This window comes from Pseudomonadota bacterium (assembly GCA_016719885.1).
In the GTDB taxonomy this organism is placed as follows: Bacteria; Pseudomonadota; Gammaproteobacteria.
In genome coordinates this window covers 1-25315 of sequence record JADJYF010000023.1, presented here as the reverse complement: position 1 = coordinate 25315, position 25315 = coordinate 1, and the positions used below count along the sequence as shown (strand labels likewise).

Below are 25315 nucleotides of genomic sequence, written 5' to 3'. Positions count from 1 at the left end.
CGACGCCTTGATGAAGCTGTAGATGTAGCGGATGGCGAAATTAAATCGCGGAATGCGCGCAGTTCGACTAATGGTTCATGATTGAAAAAGCTCGCGCACCCCAACACCACGAGGCCGCCCAGCACGGCAGGCGCGGTGAAGAACACGATCTCATGGCTCTCGAACCCTGGCATGCGCGCCGTGCATAAGGCACGAACTGCGAGCTGCCGAGAAACACCACCACGCACAGTACGCTTGGCAGAAATCGATGCGTTTCAGCAAGGACCAGTCAGGCTTGTCGACATCCACCCAGTGCGCCACGAACGGGTGGTCACGGCGCCCGGCACCAGGTTGATGAGGAACCAGCGCATGCCAGGAGTAGGATTCCGTCAGGTAGCCGCCCAGTACCAGCCCGGCGGTCGGCGCGATCCCCACCACCAGCCCCGCGACCACCGTCATCGGTGTTTGCGGTTGCCAGGCGAGCAGGATCGAACGTGACCGGAAACGGGGTCAGGATCGCTGACGCCGCCGAGCTGCGCCCTGCAGCGTGCGGAAGGCGACAGCGGCGACAAATCCGGCGCGAACGCGCACAGCGCGCTGGTCAAGTGAAACCGCCGGCGCCCACGCCACGAACGGGTCGGTAGCGCACTTCCCCGCGCCAGCCAGCCAGTCAAGGGAATGATAGTGAGATCGGCGGTGAAGGTAGGAGGTCGTGGCCCAGGTGATCGTCGCGCGTGGCGGACAAGCCGGCCTGGATCTGCTACGGTAGGCTCGACACGATCTGGATGTCCGAGGATGCGCGTCAAGATGCCGAGCGCATCACCGCGAAGCCTATCCCGATCGCCTAGCGTGAGGACGGATTCTGAGCGCCGTTGCCGTTGGCGACGCCTCGTCCCGCCAAGCAGCGGCGCTCAGCGCACGCGTACTTTCGCGCCAGGACGGTAGGCTTCCGCTGAAAGCGCGGCGCGCGGGTGGCATCGAGGCGGATCTTGACCGGCACGCGGCGCACTATCTTGGTGAAATTGCCGGTCGCGTTCTAGGGCGACGGGATGGTGAACTTTCTGCGGCGCCGCTGGCCCGGCGCTGCTGTCTCCGCCGGATCAGGGCGAGCCCGCGGATGAACGCGTCGACCCCGATGAAGCCACCGGCTGGCCGCGCGCATGTTCTCGAGCTGGTTTGCCGCTGACAGTAGGCTTCCACGAACAAGCCCTCCTGCGGAACTGGGAAATCTAGCACCGCGCCAGAACGCAGGAGTGCCCGACCTACCCCGCGGTTGCCAGAGCTTTCCGCTGGATCGGGCGCCCGGAACCGAACCGGTCCGTGAGCGTGCCTTCTTCCGCCGCAACACGGCAGCGGCGGGCTGTGCAGCTTTCAAACGGACTCGGCGATCCGGGCGACAAGGACCAGCGCGCTCGCGTTCTTCGCTGATTAAACGCTGACGGGCGGATTAGCGGGCGATGGCGACGCAGCCCTCCGCCGCGTCGCGCTGTTGGGCCGGCGCAGAGCCGTCTTCGAGCAGAACGGCGAGACGCGCGAGATCCTTCTGTGCGCGGCGGAAACTGCGGCGCTGGCGGCGGCAAGCTAGCTGCGTGCTGGGCGATGCGCGCGTTCTGGGTGTCGAGTTCGGCGTTGAGTCGCGCGCCACCAGCGCGCGCGACGCCGCTTCAGCGGCCGGCTGGTGCGCTCGGCGCGCGGTAGCGTCGATCCACCAGCCGCGGGGGCGCCGGCCTGCACCGCCCGGTAGCCGGTGAAGTGCACGGCCTTCACGCAGCGGCCGATGCGTGCAGTGATCACGGGCCATGTACGCACGTAAACGCCGGCGTTAATCGGTGCTCTCGAACGGCCGCACGTGGGTCTGCCACCAGGCATGACCGAAGTAGCCGAGCACGGCCACCACGCCACACCAGAACGGCAGAGGGTCAGGAATCGCGTCGTTTCGCGCATGGGCTCAATCTTGTACTAAACTGATAGCGAGTGTAGAATAATCGAAGGTCCGATGCCAGCCGCAATCCCGCGCCGATGTTAACCGCGACGCGACCTAACGAAGGCGCCCGGCTAGACGCCATTCTCGACCCAAGCTCGCGCATGTTCCCGCAACCGAGGGCTACAGCGCACGAGTCCGAGCATATTTGCCATCGCGCTCGCCGCGCCGTATTCCAAGCCTACCCTGTATAAGTGTTTCCAGGCAAGCAAGCGCTGTTCTCGGCGGTCGTCGAGGCGTGACTGCGCGCGGCTGGCGTCAGACGGTCTGCCGGCGCGGTCTGAACGATGACGGCGATCTGCGTTCCGACCTGCACCCGGACCATCGCGCGTGCCTGGCCCAGCTAAGCATCGTCACTGCGAACCGCGCTGCCTGGCGCTGTATCAGGTGGTCATCGCCGAGCTCAAGCATTTTCCCGATCTCAGCGTGTTCACCGAGAGCGGCGCGGTCCCGATCATCGCGCCGCCATCAGCCGCGCCCACCGCGGCATGAGCATGGGGCCGGCGTCCGTTTTCCATGTCGACGCGCTCGGCGGCGCTCGTTGATCAACATGCTCACCGGCGACGAATTCCATCGCTGCCTGCTCGGCCTGTCACCGACCTTGAGCGCGCGCGTCGGCGCGCGCATGCTGGTGTCGCGGGTAGTGGACAATTTCATCCCAAGCCGCCGGGCGGCGACGCTCCGACGCCGCCGCATCGCTATGGCAATGGGCGTGATGTTGCTCGGTGCCTGCGCGGTCGGCTCCGAAAAGCGCCGTGCAGCGCGAAGAGATAAACGCCCGCGCGATGACGATGGCTGCAAACGCCGCGCCCAGCGCAATCAAATAAGCCAGCGAACGGTACGCGGCGCACCCAGCGCTGGTGGACCTGGTTCCGGGGACGACGGCGCGGGCACGCTCGTCGACGCATGGCGTTGGCGCCGAATTATCAACGTGCGGGCCGCCGGCGCGCCAGCTGCGACGCGCCCGAAAATCGCGCAGCGAAGCAGGACTCGGGCCGCGCCAGCCTGAAAAATGAAAGCATGAAACGCACCCAGAACCCGATGCACCGAAGCCTGCGCAGGTCTCCACCTTCTGGAGGCAGGAGATCGGGTTTTGTTACGGTGGTGAGAGAGGAGGAGGTTGTGTGTGTTGTTTTTAAACCTGTTAGCATTTTTAAGCACCCGCATCGAGGCCGCCGATGCGCTCGCGTCGAGGCCATCCAGACCGAGGTCCAGGCAACCCCGACGATGTTGTGCGCGGAAGTCTGGCGCGCAGCTACTGGGAAATGCGCGCGAGCGACGCCGACATCGTCATCAAACGGACGGTCATCTGGAACCACGCCGGGCGCATTGCTTTTCCCGCGAAAGCAGCGGTGCCGACGCCAGTATCGGCACGCGCGACGCTGCCTGTAGCTGCGACGCGCCTATCCGGTCGCGCGCACGGAACGCATGACGCTGGAACGCGCGCGCTGGCACCGCGCGGCACCGGATCCGACTAACTGCTCGCGGCGTCGGCGGCCGGCGAGCTCGCCGTCACCATGCAGGCAACCAGCCGCCGCGCGGTTCAACGCCACCGCTGTTCCACAGCAGGTGCTGCGGAACCGTCCGGTTTATCGAGCACCGAACATAAACGCCGCCGCTACGGCTCAGGCCGCCGCCACATTTGCCGATCTCTGCCCCGGTTTCCGATCGGCATGTTCATCTTTGGTCTGCTGCACTGACCCGCGCTGCCAGCTCATGAGCATAGCCTCCAAGTCCTAAATAGTCGGGCGGCGGTTCCACGATTGTTGCAGCCTATCATTAAGTAAAATGGCCGCACACGGGGACGGTGAACGCGCGCGACGCCGACATCCAGATCCGCCTTGGTGGCCTTCGAGCGCATGAATCTCGATGCCTACCCGAAACCGTGAGCAGGCGTTGGCGCAATGGCTGGCGGCGGAACGTGGCCGTGAAGCCAGTACCGCGGTCGTCGCCGCCAGTGAGCCGATAATGGCACTCGCCAGTCATCGTCAACGACAGGGTCACCGATGCGCGGGAGGTGATCGCCGCCAGGCTTGCGCAGCTCGAGGCGCGAGCCGCGCCGCACCGAAGCACGTAAGCCGACGTCACGGTGTCGACGGTGGCGGTGCTGGCTGCACCGAGCGCCGGTATTCACCACGCCGGTGCCGCCCCGCCGCCTTAGGTGAGCGCCGCCGCCGGCGCGCGCTGGATCAACCGCCCGCATTCCACCCAGGGCGAAGGTCGGATCCTGATGCGCGGTGCCGGGGCGGTTCAGCGTGGCGGTGATCATAAGCCCGCCGATGGTGACGAGGTCCAGCCAAGCAAGCCATTCCGGGCGCCCATCCGCGCAGCGCACAGAAGCGCACATCGGCGGCATTGTCGAGGCGCAAATGCGGCACGCCGTCGACGGTGACCAGCAGCAGCGCGTGATGGCCGCCGCGCGCTCCGCCTGTGCCCGCGGCTGGTCGGCCTGGATCTTTCGGCGCGGCGATGGCGCTGACACGCGAGGTGCGTACGTGCGTGCGCCAGTCATCACCGGCCGGCACCCAGTTGGCGGCGTCGTGCGGCTTTGCTGATCGATCACCGAGAAACGTGCCGCCGGTATCGCGCGGGGTGTAATTACATGTTGTAGCCCTCGACGCGCTTGGATTCGTAGACACGTACGCCCAACGCATCCACGTGCGGCGACGCGCCTGTGGTCGTCGCACTGTGGCTGATGACCGTATAACCGCCATCGCCACGGCGGCGTTCAGAATGCTGCCGGCAGCGTGCATCGTGTCACAGGTGGGCGCGACGATTTCCAGAACCGCCGGTCGATTTGCCAGCAGCACGTTTCGAGACCGCAGGGGCAGCCACCGCCGGGTCGCGATGACAGGGCGAGAGGTCAAAGACCTCGACCAGCAGTTTCTCGAGCGGCGCGAGGCGGGCCGCCACCAGGGCGGATCTGACGCAGCGCAAGTTCCAAGAGCGTATATCCCCGAGCGGTGGGCCCATTCTAGGCCACGGCGCAGCGCTTCGACCGCCGCTTGCGGGTGTATGGGTGCGACCGGCGCGTCGAGCACCCGTGCACATCACCAGCAACTTTGCCCACTTGATCGCGGATGGCGTCCGGGAGGCGGCTCGTTCATGGGCTGGCCAGCGCTGGTCGTCGGCGGCGCGCTGGCGCTCGCCATACTGCTCGGCCAATACCTCGGTGCTGCTGATGCTGCGTCGACTCGGGTGCCTGCGCCACTTGGGCTGATGTCTGAGCACACCGACCTGCGCTCGTGCCGCCCACCCACGCCGAACTACTCGCCCTCGCGCCGCAGGCGCGCGCGCGCTCGGCCTGAGTTCAATCGCGAGCTGCCGCCTGCCGCTCGTAGACCAGCAAGCCCTGCCCCACTATTCCACCACCCGGTGCCATGCCGAGAGGCGCGTGGGCGGTGGTCGCCTGACTGGCGAGACGGCGGAATTGGTGATCTCTGCCGGGTGGCGTTCTATTCGTTCTATCGCCGCCGCCCCGCAACTTATACTCGCAGTGCGCCGCGCCACGAACTTCCGCTCAGCTACGCAGTTCGGACCTCGCCGACAGCGGTCGCGGCCTCGAGCATCAATGGCAAACCCACCTCAGAGCCCATCGCGCGCGGATGCGCGCGAACTTTCATCCGCGACAAGGACACGATCGCCGACATCAGCGCGCCAGCTTTGCGCCAGTCACGCGCGGCGTTGCAGGCCACGGCGACAGTGTGGTTGACGGACAGCGATGGCGCGCGCGCCTCACCTGGCCGGGTGCACTGCGTACGTGCCGCGCTATCGACAAGCTGACCCAGCGCCTGCGCCAAATGCCGCCTGGCACCTGCCGATGGCAACGGTTATCGATCCCATCACGCCGCACGCCGCGCGGTTGCGCGCCCAGGTTGACGCCATCGCCATCCAGCTTCACGCTGTTTCACAGCGCGCGTGATGGACGCCGGAAGGACAAATGCTGGTCCCCGTTCTCGACCGGCCTCGCGTATCGCCGTGCGCTGTTACTTGGTTCTTCGACTGGTTGTTCAGCGCCGTGCTGGTTGGCGTGTTAGTTGCTGTTCCATGAACTCGGACATCTCCTCGCCATGCGTGCGGCGGGCTATCGCGACCTGCAGGTGTTTTCATTCCGCTGTTCGGCGCGCCGGCCAGCGGTCGCGAGCAACAGGCAACGGCGTTGACAAGATGCTGGTGCTGTTGGCCGGGCCCTTGCCGCGCATCGAGCTCGGCTGCGCGCTGCATGGCGCAGCCGGCCATGGTGCCGGCCACGCCGTTGCTCACGGCCGCGACCAGCACCTTGCTTGCCATCAACGTCTTCAACCTGCTGCCGCTGGTGCCGCGCGCCTGCCGGGCCTGCGTGGCGCATTCGCGGCGCTCGGTGCCGCGGGCCTGCTCGGCATCGGACTGTGGTCGCAGACGCCGATGATCAGCGTGCTGGGGGGCGTGCTGTTGCTCGGCGTGCCGGCGCAGGTTCGTCAGGCGCGCCTGCTCGCCGCGCTGCGCGGCGTCCATCGCCACGGCATGGATGAACAAGGCGAGTGGCTGCAGGCGCTGACGCGCCTGGTTGCCACCAGTGGCCTGGCGACGCTGCCCTATGCACAGCGCCTGGCACTGGCGCGCAGCATCACCGCCAGCGGTCTCGGCGCGGCGCCCTCGCTGCCCAGCATTTTCGCTGGCCTCGCGCTCTATGGCCTGGGGTTTGCCTTGCCGGCGACGACCCTCGCCCTGCACGGCGTCGATGTGCTGCGTGTCCTCGGCATCGGCGCGCAGGCCTCGCAAGACGCGCCGGCGACGCGCGATATCGAACGTGAGCTCGCCGCCACGCCCGACGCCCGCGCGCGGCTCGCGCTGCTGCTGCGCGCCGCCGTCGAAGCCGAGGACAGCGAAGACTACGTGCAGGCCTACGCCTGGTTCGAACGCGCGCGGGACTTGACCGATACGCTGCCCGGCAGTGCTCGACAACGCGTCGACGCAGTGCTCGGCATGGCACGCACCATCGACGACCCCGCGAGTGCACGGCCGATGCTCGAGGCGCTGCTGGCGACACTGCGCGCGCCCGACCGCGACACGCGCCTCCGATACGCCGAGGTGCTGATGGCATTACGCGACGACTACTCGCCGTCAGCCCGTGACAGCGACATCGGGCGACTGCAGGAAGTGGTGGCGATCCGTGGCGAACTGCTGCCGGCCAGTCATACCGACCTGCTCGACGCGCGCCAGGCGCTGGCCTGGCAACTATGGCAGGCGGGCAAGGACGAAGCGGCACGCGCGCAACTCGAGGAGCGCCTCGACGCCGTGATGCGCGAGCCGTGTGACGAGGCCTGCCTCGCGGCCCACGGCTGGATGCGCGCCAAGGCCTGGTCCGACCTTGCCTGGCTGCTGCTCGCACTGGGTGAACCGGCGGCTGCCGCGCAGCTCGCGCAGGATCATGGACGCGCCCTCGAAGCGTTGAAAAGCGCCGCGCGCGGCGAGCGACAGGCACTCGCCACACTCGAAGCGTGGGTGCGCGACGCCAATGGCGATCATGCCGGTGCGCTGGCGGCGCTGGAGGATGAATACGACGGCGCTACACCGCTATTCAACGAGCTGCAGTGGCTCATCGATCTCGCGATCTTCGCCGAGCGCGCGGCGCAGGACACCGCTGCCTTGCGCTGGCACGAGCGGCTGCGCGAACGGGTGGCGGCGCAGCGCCGCCAGCATGCGCGCTTCAATCTCGGCTGGCTGCGCGGGTCGCGCCAATCGCCCTACGCGTGGAACCGTCTGCAGCTCGATGCTGAGATCGCATGGCTCGAAAAGCACGAACCGGCGCTGCTCGCGGCGCCGGCGCGCTGAATCCAGATCAGGCGCGGCGCACTCAACTCAGGATCACCGGCGGCGCGAGCGGCTCGAGGCCCAGCATCATGCGCCCGGCGGATTCGACCTGGTTGATGGCGACCGCGAAATGCTGGGTCGCGGCGTGGCGGCTCGCGCAACAGACGCTGCAGGGATTGCGCTTCGAAGTTGGCGTTGGCGCCGGACAGCGTGAACATGATGTCGGTGGCGCGTGCGCAGTTGTGCACCGCCTTGGTCGCCGCCAGCAGCATGTTGGCGCGGGCCTCGAAGGAAACATCTTCTTCGCGCGCGATGAACGCGCCGAATTCACGCAGCGCGTCCTTCAGCCACGCGCGTGAGCCGCGCACCAGCGCCACTGCCTCAGCCAGCCCGATATGAAAGGTCGGGCGATCACGCAGGGTGGTGGTGGTCGCCACGCCGGTCTTGGTCTGAGCAATCTCGACCGCGCGATCGATGGCGCCCTGCGCGATGCCACGGCGATGAAGCCCGCTTCGCATCACGCCCGTCGCGTAGGATGGGTAGCGATACAAGGGGCCACTGAAATGCCGCGCATCGGGCCGCATGTGGCGGCCGAAAGGCCAGCTCATGTCCTCGGGCACGAATACGTCGTCGAGGATCACATCGTGACTACCGGAACCGGCCAGGCCGCTGACGTCCCAGGTCTCCTCGATGGAGTAACTCGAGATCGGCACGAAGCAGGCGCGCGTACGTGGCGCGCCGTGGTCGTGAAACAGCGGCGTATCGCCGTCGTATTCCTGGCACAGCACGAAGTACCAGCTGCAATGCTGGCAGCCGCTCGCGAACTGCCAGCGACCCGTCACGCGATGGCCGCCCTCGCAGCGCCGCGCGCGGCCGAATGGGAAGAACGCCGAACCGGTCACCACCTCGGGCTGGTTGGCGAAAATGGTTTCGATCGATGCCGGCACCATCGGCGAGGTGAACAGCGTGTTGACGTTGCCGATGAAGGCGCACCAGCCGGCCGAGCCGTCGATACGCGAGATGGCTTCCAGGCATTCGGCGAACTCCAGCGGCTCGAGTTCGGAGCCGCCAGCGAACGCGGCAGGTGGAAGCTAGACCAGGCCAGCCTCGACCAGCGCACGCACCACCGGCGGCGGCAGGCGGCGCAGTTGTTCGGCGCTATCGGCGTGGGCCTCGATTAGGGGGGCGAGGCGGGCAATGCTGGCGAGGTGACGCTGCAACACTTCGGTACTCATGGCGCTCCTGCTCGAGTGATGAAGGGAGGGCGCATCATGGAGTGTGGCGCGGGGCGAGAACAAGCCCGCGCGTCACGGCTCGCTCAGTCCTCGACGATGCGGCTGTGGCGCCGCGTGTCCGGCATCAGCACGTAGACCGCCAGCGAGCAGGCGATGACGACGCTGACATGGGTATAGAACCAGGATTCGTGGCCGGCCTGGCAAAAGGCCAGCGCCACGTGTTCCGGCGTGCCGCCGAATAGCGCATTGGCCAGCGCATGGGCAACGCCACGCCCAGCGCGCGCACCTCGGTCGGAAAGTTCGGCTTTCACCACCGCGTTGACCGACGAGTAGGCCGACATTGATGAGCAGCGACAGGCTCACCAGCAGAAAGCGGTGAGCGCGTCACGCGTGGCGGCGAGGGTCGACAGCAGCGGCCAGGTCAGCGAGGCGCCGAGCACGCCGAAGGCGATGAGGATGGCGCGCCGCCCGACGCGGTCCGACAGCGCGCCGAGCACCGGCTGCGCGAGCGTGAAGATGACGAGGGCGGCGGCGATGATGCGGCTCGCCTGGTCGGTGCTGAAGCCCGAGGTGTTGACCAGGAACTTCTGCATGTAGGTCGAATAGGTATAGAACGACAAGGTGCCGCCGGCGGTGAGACCGATCACCGTCAACGATTCGCGCGGATGGTTGCGCAGCAGATCGAGCGTCGTCGTACGCGGCCCGCGGCGGTGCTTGAACGACGGCGTTTCGTCCATGCCGCTTCTCAGCCACAGCACCGCGAGCGCGAGTCCGCCACCGACGAAGAACGGTACACGCCAGCCCCAGGCCTGCATGTCGGCCGGCGACAGCAGCGCGCTCAAGGCCAGCAGCAAGGCCATGGCGAGCAGCTGGCCTAAAATCAGCGTCGAGTAGAATACGCCCGACCACCACGGCCGCGATTGCGGCGCGCCGCCATCTCCGACGGGTAGGTGGCCGACACGCCGTATTCGCCCCGGTGCTCGCGCCCTGCAGGATGCGCGCGAAGATGAGGATGGCCGGCGCCGCCATGCCGATCTGGGCACGGCGGGGCACAGCGCGATCGTGAGCGAGCCCACGCACATCAAGTTGACCGACAGCACCATCGCCGCACGCCGTCCGGCGCGGTCGCCGTGCCAGGCCCATCGCCACGCGCCGGCCGGGCGCGCGAAGAAGCCCACGCCGAATACCGCCGCCGTGTTCAGCAGCTGGCTGGTCTGATCCTGGTTGGGAAAAAAGACCTTGGAGAAATACAGGCCGAAAGCCGCGTACACGAACCAGTCGAAGCTTTCGACCACGTTGCCGGCCGAGCCCGCGACGATCGAGCGCAGGCGCTTGTCCCCGAGCGCCGCGGAGTGGGTTGCCACCAAGATTGTTCCCCGAGGAGTGGGCACGAGCCGTGCCGGGGCGCATTGTCGCCGATTCGTCGACCGAAGTCCGAACACTCCGAGTGCGGAGCAGGCGTTCAGGGTGGCAATGGCCTCGTGCCCGGGGTCGAACAGACCACCAGGGCGACCCGCCAGCCAGGCCCGACGCGCCGGTGCTGGTTACAGAGGCCTCAAGCGGGTTTCTTCAGCATCATGCCGAGGCGCGTCGCCTCGCACACCACGTCGCCCTTCTGGTTGTAGCCGATGTGCTTGAAGGTGACGATGCCGGCCTGCGGATATTTCTTCGACTCGCGCCGGTCGAGGATCTCGGTCTTGGTGGTGACGGTATCGCCGGGGAACAGCGGGTTCGGAAACTTCACGCCTTCGAAACCGAGATTGCCCATGGTCGTGCCCTGGGTGAGTTCACCGACCGTCACGCCGCAGATCAGCGCCAGCGTGAACATGCTGTTGATGATGCGCCCGCCATACATGGTGGTCTTGGAATATTCCTCGTCGAGATGCAGCGGCGCGAGGTTGTGGGTGATGGCCGAGAACAGCGTGTTGTCGTACTCGGCGACGGTGCGGCGGATGGAATGCTCGATGACGAGCCCGGGTTCGAGTTCTTCGTAGTACTTGCCAGCCATGATGAATCTCCTGTTTCAATGATGATTGAATGCGCTGTCAGGCAATGGCACCGGCGGCGCGCAACGTGGCGCGCTCGGCCGCGCTGAAGCCCCAGTCGGCGAGCGCCTCGTCGCTGTGCTGTCCCGGGCGCGGCGCGCCGCGCTGTATGGCGCCCGGCGTACGACTGAAGCGCGGCGCCGGCGCCGGCTGCAGCACGCCGTCGAATTCGACGAAGGTGCCGCGCGCCTTGAGGTGCGGATGTTCGGGCGCCTCGGCCATCGACAGCACCGGCGCAAAGCACACTTCCTTGCCATCGAAGTGCGCGCACCATTCATCGCGCGTGCGGGTCTTGAAGATGGCAGCGAAGCGTTCGCGCATGGCCGGCCATTGCGTGCGATCTTCCTGCGCGGGCAAGGTCGAGGCGTCGAGGCCGAGCAGCGCGAGGGTGTTGTTGTAGAAGCGCGCCTCGTTGGAGCCGAGCGCGATGTACTTGCCATCCAAGGTTTCGTAGACGCCGTAGTAGGGCGCGCCGGAATCGAGACGGTTGCTGCCGCGCTCGTCGATCCACAGGCCGCCGGCGCGCATGCCGTACATCAGCGCCATGAGCGAGGCGCTGCCGTCGACCATCGCCGCGTCGACCACCTGGCCGCGACCGCTGCCGCGACTCTCGAGCATGGCGCTGACGAGTCCTAGCGCGAGGTACAGTGTGCCGCCGCCGAAGTCGCCGGTGAGGTTGAGCGGCGGCACCGGCGGCCCGCCCGGTGAACCGATGCTGTGCAGCACGCCGCTCAGCGCGATGTAGTTGATGTCGTGCCCGGGCGTCTGCGCCAGCGGACCATCCTGGCCCCAGCCGGTCATGCGGCCGTAGACCAGGCGCGGATTGACGGCCATGCAGTCGTCGGGGCCTAGCCCTAAGCGCTCGGCGACGCCGGGACGAAAGCCTTCGATCACCGCGTCGGCTTCGGCCATCAAACGACGCACGGCCTGCATGGCCTCGGGCTTCTTGAGGTCCATCGCGATTGAGCGCATGCCGCGATGGATGAGCATGTATTTCGGATCCATCGCGAGCCCACTGTCCGACGGCACGATGCGATCGATGCGGATCACATCCGCGCCGAGATCCGACAGCAGCGCCGCGCAGAACGGCCCCGGCCCGATGCCGCCGAGTTCGATGATGCGTATGCCCTTGAGTGGTCCCATGGCAGGCGTTCCTCAGAACTGTACACGCTTGCCGACGCTGCGCAGCGCGGCGACGGTCTCGTCCACCAGGCGACGCAGAACGTCGCCCGCCGGGTCGAGATCGCGAATGAGGCTCGAACCCTGGCCGGCCGGCAGCGCCTGGTGATCTTTCAGATCCGCCGCCGCCGCTGCGAAGCGTGGCGGTCCCTGTACCACGCGCTGCAGGGGATAGGGCAGCATCTCGTGCTCGCGGCCTTCCCACACCTCGGTGAAGCGATTACGGATCTGGCGCACGTAGAGACCGTCGAACAACAGCGAACGAATGGTCGAGTCGTAGGAGGCATCGACGATCGACTGCTTGTAATTCGGACCGACGCTCGATTCCGGCGTGCTGATGAAGCGCGTACCCAGCCACACACCCTGCGCACCCTGGGTCAAGGCGGCCGCTACCTGCGCACCATTGACGATGCCGCCGGCGGCGACCACCGGCACGGTGGCGAACTCCAGCACTTCGGCGAGCAGGGTGATGAGTCCGACGTCGCCGGTGTGGCCGCCGCCTTCCGTGCCTTGCACCACCACCACGTCGGCGCCATTGCGAATCGCGGAACGCGCATGGGCGGCCTTGCCGACCACGCTGATCACTTTCACGCCATGTTCGTGACAGGCATCGACTGCCCACTTCGGTGTGCCGAGTGCGCAGGCCACCACTTCCACCTTGTGACGGAAACAGATCTCGAGTTTCTCCTTGGCGTCGTCGACCGCCATGGCCTTGTCGTCGACCGGCTTGACCTCGACGCCCAGCGCTTCGATCTCGCGCGTCAGGTCCTGGATCGGGCCGGGCAGCGTATCGATGCTGACTTCCGACAATTCCTTGGGTGCGCGTGCCGGAAAGCCGATGTCCACGCATACCGGCTTGTCGGTGATGCCGCGCACCAACCTGATCTCCTGCTCGACGCGCGCGGGCGTCGGCGAAATGGCGGCGATCGTGCCGAGACCGCCGGCCTTGGAAACGGCAGCCGCCAGCGGCCCAAAAGCCACGCCGCCCATGCCGGCCTGCAGGATGGGGTATTCGATGCCAAGCAGTTCGCACAGCGGGGTCTTGAGTTTGGTCATGGCAGATTCCTGCGGCTATTGGGTGGGTTGAACGTTAGGACAAGGGCGCGGCGAGATCACGACGACATTGGCGAGGCAGCGATTCGCCCCTTGCGAATCGCACGCCCGGCGACATTCATGCGCGCCGCGCCTCGCGCCGCGTGACGACACCATCGACGATGATGTCCTGCTTGATGAGATCGGCGGCTTTCTCGCCGATCATCACGCACGGCGCGTTGGTGTTGCCCGAGGTGATGTTGGGCATGACGGAACCGTCGGCCACGCGCAGACCCTGCACGCCGCGCACGCGCAGGCGCGCATCGACCACGCCCAGCGCATCGTTGCCCATGCGGCAGGTGCCGACCTGGTGCCAGCCGCAATTGCCGACGCTCTTCAGGTGCTCGAGGATCTGTTCGTCGCTCGTCACCCCGGGGCCGGGCAGCACTTCGGCGACGACGCGCGAGGCTATCGGTTCACTGGCCATGACCTCGCGCATTCTGCGCACGCCGATGATGGTGCGCTCGGCATCGTCACCGGCCGACAGGTAATTGGGCTGAAAGGCCGGCGGCACCAAGGGATCGGCGGAGGTCAATTCAATCCAGCCGCGCGAGGCCGGATTCACAACACCACGCCCGCTGACGCCGGGAAATCCGTCGACCACCACCGCACGCCCCCCCCCCCCCCCCCCCCCCCCGCCCCGCGCGCCCCCCCCCCGCCCCCCCCGCGGCCCCCCCACCGCGCCCCCCCCCCCCCCCCCCCCCCCCCCCCCCCCCCCCCCCCCCCCCCCCCCCCCCCCCCCCCCCCCCCCCCCCCCCCCCCCCCCCCCCCCCCCCCCCCCCCTCTCCCCTGAAAAATCCGTTGGAACGCCGCGACGACCGTCGGCACGTCATCGCGTCATGCGTCAGACGGCGAAGCGATAGGTCGTGCCATCGCGCACGATGTGCCCGCCCACCGGGTCCGCGAAATGCGTGCCGAGGATCGGCACCGGCTGGTCGCACAGCGCTCGAGAAGGCACGGCGCGTGGCGACGGCGGCGGTACCTGTCGAAATCGAACGGCGTGACCCAGTCCGGCCGCGCAATCTGACAGGGGTGATGCAGCATGTCGCCGGTGATGATGGCGTGCTCCGCCCTGCGAGGCGATGTGCACGCTGACATGCCCGGGGGTGTGGCCGGGCGTGGACTCGAACCATACGCCGCTGCCGACTTCGTGATCGTCGGCGACGAGATCAACGAGCCCTGCGTCGAACACTGGGCGCACGGATTCGGCGAATATGGGGCCGAAGTCGTCCTCGATGCCCTGCCAGTGCTGGAATTCCCTTTCGACCAGCACGTAGCGCGCATTGGGGAAGGTCGGCACCCAGCGGTCCTGGCTGCGCATGGTGTTCCAGCCGACATGGTCGACATGCAGGTGGGTGCAGACGACCGTATCGATGGATTCCCGCGCGTAACCGGCGGCGTTCAGGCGCGCGAGGAACGGCAGCTGCAGGTTCGCCCATGCGTCCAGCGCCAGGGTCTTGTCGTTGCCGACGCAGGTATCGACCACGATGCGGCGTTCCGGCGTCTCGATGATCAGCATCTGGATGTTGAGAACGAGTTTGCCGGCCGGCGACAGGAAGTTCGGCCGCAGCCAGGGTATCGAAGCGAGGCGCTCGGGGGTTGCGTCCGGCAGGAACGGGATCATGTCGGTGATCGCATCGTCCGTGGTCTCGATCACCTGGGTGATGGTGGTGTCACCAATCTTCCATTTCAGCATCGCGCAATCCGCCTTTGGTTGATCTAGGAAGCGGGCTCAGCCCAAGAGCACCTGCTTGGCGCTGGTGAATTCGCGCAGGCCTTCCGGCCCGCATTCGCGTCCCCAGCCCGAGCGTTTCACGCCGCCGAAAGGGGCGGCCATGGTCGGGCCGAAGGTATTGAGTGCGACCGAGCCCGCGCGGATACGGCGCGCCACCGCGAGGCCGCGTTCGCGATCCGATGAATAGACGCTGGCGGCGAGGCCATAGTCCGTGCCGTTGGCAATCGCGATTGCTTCTTCCTCGTCGTCGTAGGGCAGCACCGCGGTCACGGGACCGAACACCTCCTGCTGCGCGATGGTGTCGTCGGGCGCGACGCCGGTGAGCAAGGTCGGTTCAAAGTAGTAGCCGCGTGAATGCGCGTCGGGGCGTTGGCCACCGCAGGCGAGGTCGGCGCCTTCTTCGCGCGCCTTGGCCACCAGGCCCTGGGTGCGCTCCAGCGCCTGGCGATTGGCGAGCGGGCCGTGATCGGTGTCCTTCGACAAGGGGTCGCCAATCACGAGGCTGCGATAGCTGCGCGCGACGGCGTCGACGATTTCGTCGTGGCGTGAGCGCGGCACCACCAGGCGGGACAAGGCCGCGCAGATCTGGCCCGAGCCACTCATGGCGCCCGCCACCAGCGAGCGCAATGCCTGGTCGAGATCGACGTCCTTCAACAGCACTGCCGGCGACTTGCCGCCGAGTTCGAAAACGGTGCGTGGCAGACGCTCGGCGCTTTCGCGCAGGATGTCGCTGGCGGCGCGCGGTCCGCCGGTGAAGGAAATCATTTCGATGCGCGGGTCGCGCACCAGGTGCCGCGATACCTCGACGCCGCCGGGCAGGATGCTGAGCACGCCGGGCGGAAAGCCCGCCTCGATGGCACAGGCCGACACGATGCGCATCATCAGCGCCGACTCCGGTGCGGCCTTGACCACCACCGGTGCGCCCGCCAGCAAGGCCGGGATGACTTTCGAGCCGATGGTCGCGAGCGGACCGTTGTAGGGCATGATGGCGAGCACCGGGCCGACCGGGTCGTGCTCGATCGACACTTCACCGACGGCGGTGCTGCGGGTTTCCGGCGCCAGCGTCCGTTCGGCAACCGCGAGTGCGCCGCCCCACGCGGCCTTGGCCGCGAAGCGATGCAGGGTGCGGCTCCAGCGCAGCGGTGTGCCCGATTCGACCGCCCACACGCCGCCGATGAGATCGAGCCGTTGTTCCAGCGCCGCGCAGAACGCCGTGCACACCGCGACCCGCTTCGCCACCGGCCAGCGCGGCCACTCGCCGTTGAAGGCCGCCACGCAGGCATCAGCCGCCGTGTCGGCGTCGGCGACGGACGCCATCGCGACCTCGGCGACCACCGCTTCGGTGGCAGGCGAGATGACTTCGGTCCTCACCGCCGACGCGCTCGCGTGCCACGCTCCGCCTATCATCAAGGCATCGGGGCGCGGCACCACCAGGTCCGGGCCGACCACGAGTTGTTCCCTGTCCTGCATGCCTGTCGCTCCCTTGCCTTGGCGCGCGCTATACGTCGAGTTCAATGGTCGCGACGTCCACCGCCGCGCCGCCACCATCCACCACCATCACGTGGCCGGTCACCATGGAGGCATCGCTGGAGGAAAGAAACGCGCACACCGACGGCAATCTCGTGGGGCTGCGAAATGCGACGCATGGGTATGTGGCGCGTCGAACGGTGATAGGCCTCTTGTTCGCTGATGCCGTCGCGCTTGGCGAGAAACGCGATGACGTCATCGGCGAGCTGGGTCTTCACCCAGCCCGGGCACAGCGCATTGACGCGCACGCCCTTGGGCCCGAGTTCACGCGCGAACCAGCGCGCGAGACCGACGATGCCGTGCTTGGCTGCGGTGTAACCGGCCGAGCCCAGCGGGCCGGCGAAGATGCCGGCGGTGGACGCAATCAACACCGCCGAACCTTTGCGCGCGACGAGATGGGGCGTGGCCTCGCTGACGAGGTAGTAAGGCCCACACAGGTTGATGTCGAGCGCCATGCCCCAGGCCTTGTCGCCCTTGGGATTGGCCGGGCCCGGACTTGCCGCGCCCTGGGTGCCGATCACGGTATCGAGGCCGCCGAACTCGGCGACGGTGCGCGCCACCACTGCGCTGAGCGCTTCGCGCGAGGTGCCATCGGCCGGCAGCGCCAGTGCGCCGATGTCCTTGGCCAAGGCTTCGAGGCCCGCGGCGTTGACGTCGGTGATGGCGACCCGGCAACCTTCGGCGGCGAAGCGCCGCGCGGTTGCCGAGCCGATGCCGCCGGCGGCGCCTCCACCAATACGACGTCCGGCATGCTGCGACGATAGATGTCCTGCACGGTGGTTCTCCCCCTGGTTCGTTGTCGTTCAAATCACGCCGGCCGCGCGCAGCTTCGCCTGCTCTTCGGCGCCCAGCCGCAGCCACTCGCCGTAGATCTCGGCATTCGATGCGCCGAGCAGTTCGGCGGGCTTATCGAACTGTGCATGGCAGGCCGAGAAATGGATGGGCAGACCCATGCCGGCGGCGTCGATCGCGCCGAACACCGGGTGCGCGAGATCGACCACCGCGCCGCGTGCGCGCAGGCGTGGGTCGCTCAACATCTGCTGCGGCGTGCGCACCGGCGCGCTCAGGCGCCGCTCGTGGAGCTCGGCGAGGATCCTGGCGCTGCTCCGCGTGCGCGTCCAGTCTTCGATCAAGGCGTTCAGGGTCGCGGCGTGCTGCATGCGCGGACCGCGCGTGCTGTAGCGCGGGTCGTTGATGAGTTCCGCTTGGCCGATGGCTTCCATGAGACCGCGGAACCACTCGGGCATCATGGCGATGATGGCGACATACCCGTCGCTCGCCTGGTAGACGCCGAAAGGGACCAGGCGGTCGTGGTAGTTGCCGGTGCGGATGGCGTAGCCGGCGCGCTCGTAGGCGTCGAAATGTTCCTCGGCGATGAGCGAAGCCATGCAATCGAGCATTGACACTTCCACGCGCTGGCCCTGGCCCGTGCGGCCGCGGTGGATGAGCGCGGCGAGGATGCCGTTGACCGCGAACAGTGACGCCAGCAGATCGGCGATGGGCAGACCGACGCGGGTTGGCGGGCCATCGGCGAAACCGGTCACGCCCATCAGGCCCGACAAGGCCTGCACGATGATGTCCATGCCCTTGAGTCCGGGATAGAGACTCGGGTCGCCGAGTGCGTTGATGGAGGCATAGACGATGCGTGGATTGACCGCCGACAGCGCTGTGTAGCCGACGCCGAGACGCTCGGCGGTGCCATCGCTCATGTTCTCCATCACCACGTCGACCTGCTCGACCAGGCGTTTCAACAGCGCGAGCCCTTCGGGCTTCTTGAGATCAAGCGTGATGCTCTTCTTGTTGCGCGCGCGATTGAGCATGCACAGCGCGATGTCATCGGCATCGCCGGGACCGAAGTGAATGCCCTCGGCGCCGACGAAGGGCGGATTGCTGCGCGCGATGTCGCTGCCGCCCGGCGCCTCGACGCGGATGACTTCCGCGCCCAGCCCACCCAGCAGCAGCGAGCCATAGGGGCCGGCCAGCGCGACGGTCAGGTCGAGCACGCGTATGCCGGTCAGGGGGCGGGTGAGGGTGGTATTCATCGGTCATCTCCAGGGCAGCGCTCAGGGTGATCAATTGCCGCTTGCGGCAGTCCCGGGCACCCTATTGGAAATGGCAGAGCGGATCACTTGCCGCGCCCGCCCTCACGAAGCCAGCGATGCCGCCAGCTCGATGATCTCCCGCGCGGTCGCGACATGCGCGATGTCGATGTGCTCACCATCGTAAATGCAGGACGCGCGCCCCTCGGCCTCGGCCTTGGCGTGCGCGTTGATCATGCCCTGGTAGTAGGCGACTTCGTCCGCCGAGGGGCTGAACACTTCGTTGGTGATGGCGACGTTGGAGGGATGCAGCAACAGCTCGCCGGTCATGCCGAGCTCGCGGCTGGCGGTGACGAAGGCGCGCAGGCCTTCGGTGTCGTGCACCTGCTGCCAGATGCCGCCTATCGGCAGCTTGCCGGCGGCACGCGCCGCCATGACGACGCGTGATTTGAAATACAGCGATTCGCGGCCAGTCGCCGACCACACGTAGCCGAGCGCGCGCGCGGTGTCGGCGTTCTTAGCGGTGGCGCCAATCAGAGCCGCGACGCGGTCCTTCTTTGCGATCTCGTAGCACATTTCCATTGAGCGCGCCGTTTCCAGCAGCGGCATGACGCGCGTGGTGCCGATGTCCATGCCCTTACGGAATTCGGCCTCCGACAGCATCATGTTGATGCAGTCGATGTCCTCCGGGCCATTGGTCTTGGAAATGAAGATGCCTTCCAGATGCGGGCCGACCACCGCCAGCACGTCATCGAAGTCATACATGTGCGGGCTGCGATTGATGCGCACGTAGACGCGCTGGCCCTGGGCGGCGAGCGGCGCTATCTTCGCGGCGACGATGGCGCGCGCCTCGAGCTTGAGGTCCGGCGGCACGCTGTCCTCCAGGTCGAGAATCAGGGCGTCGGCGCGCGCGCCGGCGGCCTTGTCGATCATCGAGGCCTTGTTGCCGGGTACAAACAGGAAGGATCGGACGCGTTTCATTGCTTGCATGGTCAAGAGCTCTCTCGTTGGGGCTGGGTTGCAACGCAGACCGCGCCGACGTCGCACACCTGCGATGATGGAGCGTCGGGCCGCGGCCCGGGCTCGCGCCTGCCGGACACGCTATCGCCGGCCGCGCGGGTGGCCAAGCGCAAAGGCAAGAAGCGGTGATTCTCGGATCGCGAAGCGGCTGTGCGCCGGACGGCTAAGGCTGGTCTTGCTGGTCGAGCGCGGCAAGATTGGAAGCAGTGATCTGGGCGACGAAGGCTTCCGCCGCCGGTGACAGCGCGCGGCCGGCGAGGTAGCCGATGCGATAGCTGCGCTTGGCCCAGTCGCCATCGACGGCCAAGGTGCAGACCCGGTCCAATTCGTCGGAATAGGCCACGCTGGCCGGTTGCAATGCGACGCCGAGACCGGCGCTGACCAGGCTGCGCGCCGCATCGACGGTGCTGACGGTGTATTTCACGCGCGGTCCGCGCCCGATGGCGAGCGCGGCATGGCGGAGCTGCGCGAGGATGGTGGTGCCTTCGCCGAGACTGATCAGATCCTGGTCGAGCAGCGCTTCCAGCGACACGCTTGCCGCCTGCGTGAGCGGATGCCCTATCGGCACCACCGCCACCAGCCGATCGTCACGGCATTCGGTGCTTTCGATACCGTCGTAGGCGCTGCCTTCGACGTGCGAAAAGAACGCGATGTCGACTTCGCCGTCGCGCAGGCTGCGCAGCACTTCGGCGTTCATGCCGTTGTGCAGGGTCACTTCGACGAGCGGAAAGCGCTGGGTGAATTCGCCGATCTCACGCGCCAGGAACTGCACGATCATGATGCCGGGCGCTGCCACCGCCACGTGGCCACGCACGCCTTCCGAGAGTTCGGCCAGATCGCGACGCAGCGCTTCGAGCGTGGCCAGGATGTGCCGTGCGTGGTTCTCCACCATGCGTCCCGCCGGGCTCGGCACCACGCCGCGCGCCGAGCGGTCGAAAAGCTTGATGCCGAGCAGCTCTTCGAGATCCTGGATGCGCTTGGTGGCGGCCGAGGCCGCCAGGTGTTCGCGAAACGCGGCGCGCCCGATCTGTCCTTCCTCGATGGCGGCCAGGAAAAGCTTCAAGGTGAACAGGTCGACGCGTCGGATCAGGGACTGCACGGTCAGGCTGGACATGGTCTTCACTGCAGGATGCGTGGCATCGAGCCTCACGATGGAATGAGCGTGCGCAGCGCCTGCGCCGGGGCTCATGGTAACGCGATCATGGGCCCTGCTTCACCGCGGCCTGGACAATCGTTTTCTCGATCCGCGAAGGCACATTGCGCCAATCACGACGGGACGCGCGGCAGCACCTCGCCCATACTCCTGCCATCCGCCGCGCCGGTGCGCGAGTGCGGTGATTTGCGAGGCGGGACGGGGCCATGACAGCCAGCAACGAAATTCCCTGGATGCCGCGCGCGAGGGATCTCGAGTCCTCCGGCGTGGCGCGCCTGGTCGCGGCGCTGGGCGTGCCTGACTACGATGCCTTGCTGGCCCACGCCAGCGCCGCACCGGCGGCTTACTGGGCGACGGTCATGCGCGTGTGCGACATCCAGTGGGACGTGGCACCGCGCGATTACGCGGACCTCGGCCGCGGGCGTGAATTCGCGCGCTGGTTTCCCGGTGGGCGTCTCAACTGGGTGAATACCGTGCTGGCCTGGGGTGCGCGCGCGGCCACGGCGGGCAACATCGCGATCGTCGCCGAAGACGAGGCCGGGCGCGCGGACAGCGTCAACCATGGCGAATTGCGCGCCGCCATCGCCAAGCGCGCGGCGGTGCTGACCGAACTCGGCGTCGAAAGCAGCGACCGCGTGGGCCTGTTCATGGACAACGGTCTCGAAGCGACCCTCGCGATGCTCGCCATCGCCTGGCTCGGCGCGGTGGCGGTACCCTTGTTCTCCGGCTTCGGCGCCGAGGCCGTGGTGTCACGCCTCGGTGCGGCCGATGCCCCCGTATTGCTTGCATCACGGGCTTTTACGCGACGCGGCCGCGAAGTGCGGCTCGACACCGTCGTGCGACAGGCGCGGACGGAGCTGCCGCGCCTGCGGCACGTGATATGGCACGACGCCGCCGCGCCGACCGCGTCGTTGCCGCCTGGAGAAGCGAACTGGGCTGCGTTGCTGAAGGCGCAGACGAACCTTGCCACGGCACCCGCGAGCGTCACGCCCGATCATCCCTTCCTGCTCATCTATACCTCCGGCACCACCGGCAAGCCCAAGGGCATCGTGCATACCCACGGCGGCTTTCCCTTGAAGATTGCCCACGATGCGCTGGTGCATTTCGATATCGCGCCGGGGGATGCGTTCTGCTGGCCGGCCGATCTCGGCTGGATAGCCGGCACGCTGGTGATGTGCTCGGCGCTGCTGCGCGGTGCGAAGCTCGTGTGTTACACCGGCGCACCGGACGTGCCCGACTTCTCGCGCATGGCAAGCCTCATCGGCCGTCATCGCGTCACGCACTTCGGCGCCGCGCCGACCCTCGTGCGCAGCTTGGCGAGTCATGAAGAACAAAGTCTCAACGGCGACTTTTCCAGCCTGCGCCTGCTCGTCACCGCCGGCGAGGCGATTGCGCCCGAACATTTCCACTGGTTTCAAAGACACTTCGGCGGCGGTGAACTGCCGCTCATCAATTACACCGGCGGCACCGAAGTCTCGGGCGCCCTCCTGGCCTCGGTGGTGGTGCGACCGATAGTGGCGAGCGCCTTCAACAGCACCTCGCCCGGGGTCGATGTCGACGTGGTGGCGGCCGACGGTACTTCGCTCACCGACACTGTCGGCGAACTCGCGGTGCGCGAGCCCTTCGTCGGCATGACCCAGTCGTTCTGGCAGGACGACGAGCGCTACCTCGAGACCTACTGGCGCCAGGTGCCTGGCCTGTGGCTGCACGGCGACCTCGCCGTGCGGCGCGCTGACGGACAACTGTTTCTGCGCGGCCGTTCCGACGACACTTTGAAAATTGCCGGCAAGCGTCTCGGCCCCGCCGAAGTCGAGGAACTGGTGTTGAAAGTGCCGGGCGTAGTCGATGCTGCGGCGGTCGGCATGGCGGACGCCGCCAGCGGCGAGAAGCTGGTGGTGTTCATCGTCGCCAGGGCGGGCGCGGCCCAAGCTGCCGCGGCGCTCGCGGCGCGCGCCGGTGTGGTGCAGGAAGGGACTCGGCAAGCCGTTCCGTCCCGCTGCCGTGCATCTCGTCTCGCAATTGCCGAAGACCCGCAGCGGCAAGACCCTGCGTCGACTCATTCGCAATATCTACGCCGGGTTACCGCCCGGCGATCTTTCTTCGCTCGACAACCCGGCGGCGCTGGACGAAGTGCGCGACATCGCACGCGCCGCGTCGCCACAGTGAGCTTGCAACGTTTGGAGGACCCCATGGCCGCGACACTCATCGAACAACTCGCCGACTTCACCGTGCAGTGCCGCTTCGAACAACTGCCGGCGCCGGTCGTCGAGGAATGCAAGCGCATCCTGCTCGACTCGTTGGGCTGCGCGATGGCGGCGGTCGGTGAACCGAAGGGGCGCATCGGCATCGACTATGGCCGCATGACCGGCGGCGGCACTGCCGAGTCGACCATCATCGGCACGCCGCACAAGGTGTCGATGTTCGGTGCGGGCTTCGCCAATGGCGAACTCATCAACACCCTCGACTACGATGCGGTGTTGCCGCCCGGCCACGTCACGCCCTATGTATTGCCGGCAGCGCTGGCCTATGCCGAGAGCGCAGCGCAATCAGGCCGTGAACTCATCACCGCCATGGCGCTGTCCCACGAGATGTCCTACCGCATCGGCAAGGCGATGGATTACCTGCGCGACACCAAGGACGGCAAGGTCAATCCGCCACCGGTCTACGGCTACAGCAGTACGGTGTTCGGCGCGACAGCGGCGCTGGCCAAGCTGAAAGGCCATGATGTGAACATCATCGCCCACGGTCTCGGCATCGCCGGCTGCATCGCGCCGGTGCAATCGCAGGTGGCGTGGTTCAGCACGCGCCGAGTTCCACCATCAAGTACCTTTTGGCCGGCAGCCTGGTGCAGTCGGCTTTCACCGCAGCGAACATGGCCGAGCTCGGTCACCGTGGTGATGTCATGGTGCTGGACGATCGCGAGTACGGCTGGGCGCGCTTCATCGGCACGCGGCGCTGGGAGGCGCAGCACATCACGCCCGAACTCGGCAGTACGTGGCTGTTCACGCGCGAACAGGCCTACAAGCCCTATCCCCATTGCCGCATCCTGCATGCCCTGCTGGACGCGCAGCGCGAGATCATCGACGACAACCACATCGCCCCGGACGAGATCGACAGCATGAAAGCCTGGGTGGAAGGCTTCGTCGAACAGCCGGTATGGCAGAACCGCGCCATCGAGCACGTGCACGATGCGCAGTTCAGCATTGCCCATGGCCTGGCCTTCGGCGCCTTCGGGGTGCCGCCCGGCAAGGACTGGCAGGACCAAGCGCGCGTGTTCGACCCGGCGGTCATGCGCCTCATGGACAAGACCAGCTACGAAGTGCATCCCGATTACGTCGATCTGCTGTTGAGCCAGGGCGCGAGCCGACCGGCGCGCATCGAGATCAGCGCGCGCGGCCAGACCTGGGTGGGTGAGCGTCGCTATCCCAAGGGCAGTCCGTCGCCGGAGCCGGGCTCGGCCATGAGCAATGACGAACTGGAAGCGAAATTCCGTCATAACGCCGACGGCGTGATCGCGGCTGCCAACATCGACGCGCTGGTCGAGCAGGTGTGGAACCTGGAACAGGTCAAGGATCTCGCGACCTTGATGCGGCTGACGGCATGCGTCGGTGCGGATGCGCAGAGCGCGAAGGCGCACTGAGCGGCGCGGGCGATGAGCGACGCGATGCGAATGGAGCGCGAACAGGCCTTGCCGGTGCGAACAGGACTGCCGGGCACGCCGGCGCCGATGATGAAATGGACGACGCCCGACGGCATCACGCTCGCGGCCGATGCCTGGGGCGAGGTCGGTGCGCCGCAGGTCGTGTTGTTGCACGGCGGCGGTCAGACCCGTCATGCCTGGCGCGGCACCGGCGAGATGCTGGGGGCGGCCGGCTTTCACGCCATCGCCTTTGATGCGCGCGGCCATGGCGATTCCGATTGGTCGGCCGCGGGTGATTACGAGCAGGATGCCTTCGTGCGCGACCTCGCCGCGGTCGTCGACGAGCTCGGCTGCCGCTGCCCAGTGCTGCTCGGCGCATCGCTGGGCGGCAATACCGCGCTCGCGGCGAGCGGCGAAGGCACGGTCGATGCCGCCGGCCTGGTGTTGGTCGACATCGTGCCGCAGACCGAGCGCGCCGGCTTCGATCGCGTCAAGGCCTTCATGGCGCGCCACGCCGACGGCTTCGCCAGTCTCGACGAAGTCGCGGCCGCGATTGGTGGCTATCGACCGGGTGAGCAGCGCAGCGCCAACAGCGCCGGTCTCGCCAAGAACGTGCGCCGCGATGCGGACGGCCGCTACTACTGGCACTGGGACCCGCGCTTCCTCGACGGCCGCGAGCGCGACCTGGCGCTACGTCACGCGCGCCTCTCAGCGGCGGCGCGACAGCTGCGCATTCCGACACTGCTGGTGCGTGGCGGCAGCTCCGACGTGGTGAGCGAGGACGGCGTGCGTGAATTTCTGGAACTGTGTCCGCACGCGGAGTATCTCAACGTGCTCGACGCCGGACACATGATCACCGGTGACAGGAATGATCGATTTGGCGCGGTGGCGGTGGAA

The 25315-nt window shown here is 67.3% G+C and carries 19 protein-coding genes and 3 pseudogenes; 7 read left to right on the top strand and 15 right to left on the bottom strand.

Annotation, left to right across the window (positions count from 1 at the left end; all coding sequences use genetic code 11):
* Positions 1–150: 150 nt before the first annotated feature.
* Positions 151–438 carry a hypothetical protein gene (locus tag IPM80_20575; protein ID MBK8960747.1) on the bottom strand — a complete coding sequence of 96 codons (288 nt, stop codon included), beginning with the start codon at positions 436–438 and terminating at the stop codon, positions 151–153.
* 1852 nt (positions 439–2290) lie between these two features.
* Here IPM80_20575 and IPM80_20570 point away from each other — a divergent pair.
* From IPM80_20570 to IPM80_20560, 3 genes are all read left to right on the top strand, one after another.
* Positions 2291–2452, top strand: a complete 162-nt coding sequence (locus IPM80_20570; protein ID MBK8960746.1) for a hypothetical protein — start codon at positions 2291–2293, stop codon at positions 2450–2452.
* A 49-nt stretch (positions 2453–2501) separates the two neighbouring features.
* Positions 2502–2969 carry a hypothetical protein gene (locus tag IPM80_20565; protein ID MBK8960745.1) on the top strand — a complete coding sequence of 156 codons (468 nt, stop codon included), beginning with the start codon at positions 2502–2504 and terminating at the stop codon, positions 2967–2969.
* Positions 2970–4215: 1246 nt separating this feature from the next.
* Positions 4216–4515, top strand: coding sequence for a hypothetical protein (locus tag IPM80_20560; protein MBK8960744.1), 300 nt, complete (start codon positions 4216–4218; stop codon positions 4513–4515).
* 969 nt (positions 4516–5484) lie between these two features.
* On the opposite strand, the gene IPM80_20555 is transcribed toward IPM80_20560, so the two are convergent.
* Complete coding sequence (locus tag IPM80_20555) at positions 5485–5760, bottom strand: hypothetical protein (protein MBK8960743.1); 276 nt, start codon at positions 5758–5760, stop codon at positions 5485–5487.
* Between the two features lie 367 nt (positions 5761–6127).
* Between IPM80_20555 and IPM80_20550 the strand changes: the two genes are divergently transcribed.
* Positions 6128–7774: a hypothetical protein gene (locus IPM80_20550; GenBank protein MBK8960742.1), complete on the top strand. Its 1647-nt coding sequence runs from the start codon at positions 6128–6130 to the stop codon at positions 7772–7774.
* Here the strand turns inward: IPM80_20550 and IPM80_20545 are convergent.
* The 13 genes and pseudogenes from IPM80_20545 to IPM80_20485 form a co-directional block, all read right to left on the bottom strand.
* Positions 7687–8703: a hypothetical protein gene (locus IPM80_20545; protein MBK8960741.1), complete on the bottom strand. Its 1017-nt coding sequence runs from the start codon at positions 8701–8703 to the stop codon at positions 7687–7689. The genes IPM80_20550 and IPM80_20545 overlap by 88 nt on opposite strands.
* Before the next feature lie 141 nt (positions 8704–8844).
* Positions 8845–8988, bottom strand: a complete 144-nt coding sequence (locus tag IPM80_20540; protein MBK8960740.1) for a hypothetical protein — start codon at positions 8986–8988, stop codon at positions 8845–8847.
* Positions 8989–9071: 83 nt separating this feature from the next.
* Positions 9072–10352 (bottom strand): annotated as a pseudogene (locus tag IPM80_20535) (MFS transporter).
* A 191-nt stretch (positions 10353–10543) separates the two neighbouring features.
* Complete coding sequence (locus IPM80_20530) at positions 10544–10996, bottom strand: MaoC family dehydratase (GenBank protein ID MBK8960739.1); 453 nt, start codon at positions 10994–10996, stop codon at positions 10544–10546.
* A 37-nt stretch (positions 10997–11033) separates the two neighbouring features.
* Positions 11034–12176 (bottom strand): CoA transferase, encoded by a 1143-nt coding sequence (locus IPM80_20525; protein MBK8960738.1) that lies wholly within the window; start codon positions 12174–12176, stop codon positions 11034–11036.
* A 12-nt stretch (positions 12177–12188) separates the two neighbouring features.
* Complete coding sequence (locus IPM80_20520) at positions 12189–13268, bottom strand: nitronate monooxygenase (protein ID MBK8960737.1); 1080 nt, start codon at positions 13266–13268, stop codon at positions 12189–12191.
* Between the two features lie 115 nt (positions 13269–13383).
* The gene (locus IPM80_20515) at positions 13384–13983 is read right to left on the bottom strand and encodes a hypothetical protein (GenBank protein ID MBK8960736.1); all 600 of its coding nucleotides are present in this window, start codon (positions 13981–13983) and stop codon (positions 13384–13386) included.
* 165 nt (positions 13984–14148) lie between these two features.
* Complete coding sequence (locus tag IPM80_20510; protein ID MBK8960735.1) at positions 14149–15000, bottom strand: MBL fold metallo-hydrolase; 852 nt, start codon at positions 14998–15000, stop codon at positions 14149–14151.
* A 36-nt stretch (positions 15001–15036) separates the two neighbouring features.
* Positions 15037–16509, bottom strand: coding sequence for an aldehyde dehydrogenase family protein (locus tag IPM80_20505; protein ID MBK8960734.1), 1473 nt, complete (start codon positions 16507–16509; stop codon positions 15037–15039).
* Between the two features lie 41 nt (positions 16510–16550).
* Positions 16551–17303 (bottom strand): SDR family oxidoreductase, encoded by a 753-nt coding sequence (locus tag IPM80_20500; protein ID MBK8960733.1) that lies wholly within the window; start codon positions 17301–17303, stop codon positions 16551–16553.
* Positions 17304–17369: 66 nt separating this feature from the next.
* A complete protein-coding gene (locus IPM80_20495; protein MBK8960732.1) occupies positions 17370–18608 on the bottom strand; it encodes a CoA transferase in 1239 nt (412 codons plus the stop codon).
* Positions 18609–18710: 102 nt separating this feature from the next.
* On the bottom strand, positions 18711–19586 hold the full coding sequence (locus tag IPM80_20490) for a CoA ester lyase (GenBank protein MBK8960731.1): 876 nt from the start codon (positions 19584–19586) through the stop codon (positions 18711–18713).
* A gap of 202 nt (positions 19587–19788) precedes the next feature.
* Positions 19789–20739, bottom strand: coding sequence for a LysR family transcriptional regulator (locus tag IPM80_20485; protein MBK8960730.1), 951 nt, complete (start codon positions 20737–20739; stop codon positions 19789–19791).
* Between the two features lie 245 nt (positions 20740–20984).
* On the opposite strand from IPM80_20485, the pseudogene IPM80_20480 reads away from it, so the two are divergent.
* The 3 genes and pseudogenes from IPM80_20480 to IPM80_20470 all read left to right on the top strand — a co-directional run.
* Positions 20985–22944, top strand: a pseudogene (locus IPM80_20480) (AMP-binding protein).
* A gap of 23 nt (positions 22945–22967) precedes the next feature.
* Positions 22968–24418, top strand: a pseudogene (locus tag IPM80_20475) (MmgE/PrpD family protein).
* Positions 24419–24448: 30 nt separating this feature from the next.
* The coding region (locus tag IPM80_20470; GenBank protein MBK8960729.1) for an alpha/beta hydrolase at positions 24449–25315 on the top strand (867 nt) is incomplete at its 3' end.

Coding starts and splice junctions, on each gene's coding strand:
- IPM80_20575 (MBK8960747.1), bottom strand. CDS start 438: ATGACGGTGGTCGCGGGGCTGGTGGTGGGGATCGCGCCGACCGCCGGG.
- IPM80_20550 (MBK8960742.1), top strand. CDS start 6,128: ATGCTGGTGCTGTTGGCCGGGCCCTTGCCGCGCATCGAGCTCGGCTGC.
- IPM80_20545 (MBK8960741.1), bottom strand. CDS start 8,703: ATGGTGCCGGCATCGATCGAAACCATTTTCGCCAACCAGCCCGAGGTG.
- IPM80_20540 (MBK8960740.1), bottom strand. CDS start 8,988: ATGAGTACCGAAGTGTTGCAGCGTCACCTCGCCAGCATTGCCCGCCTC.
- IPM80_20530 (MBK8960739.1), bottom strand. CDS start 10,996: ATGGCTGGCAAGTACTACGAAGAACTCGAACCCGGGCTCGTCATCGAG.
- IPM80_20525 (MBK8960738.1), bottom strand. CDS start 12,176: ATGGGACCACTCAAGGGCATACGCATCATCGAACTCGGCGGCATCGGG.
- IPM80_20520 (MBK8960737.1), bottom strand. CDS start 13,268: ATGACCAAACTCAAGACCCCGCTGTGCGAACTGCTTGGCATCGAATAC.
- IPM80_20510 (MBK8960735.1), bottom strand. CDS start 15,000: ATGCTGAAATGGAAGATTGGTGACACCACCATCACCCAGGTGATCGAG.
- IPM80_20505 (MBK8960734.1), bottom strand. CDS start 16,509: ATGCAGGACAGGGAACAACTCGTGGTCGGCCCGGACCTGGTGGTGCCG.
- IPM80_20495 (MBK8960732.1), bottom strand. CDS start 18,608: ATGAATACCACCCTCACCCGCCCCCTGACCGGCATACGCGTGCTCGAC.
- IPM80_20490 (MBK8960731.1), bottom strand. CDS start 19,586: ATGAAACGCGTCCGATCCTTCCTGTTTGTACCCGGCAACAAGGCCTCG.
- IPM80_20485 (MBK8960730.1), bottom strand. CDS start 20,739: ATGTCCAGCCTGACCGTGCAGTCCCTGATCCGACGCGTCGACCTGTTC.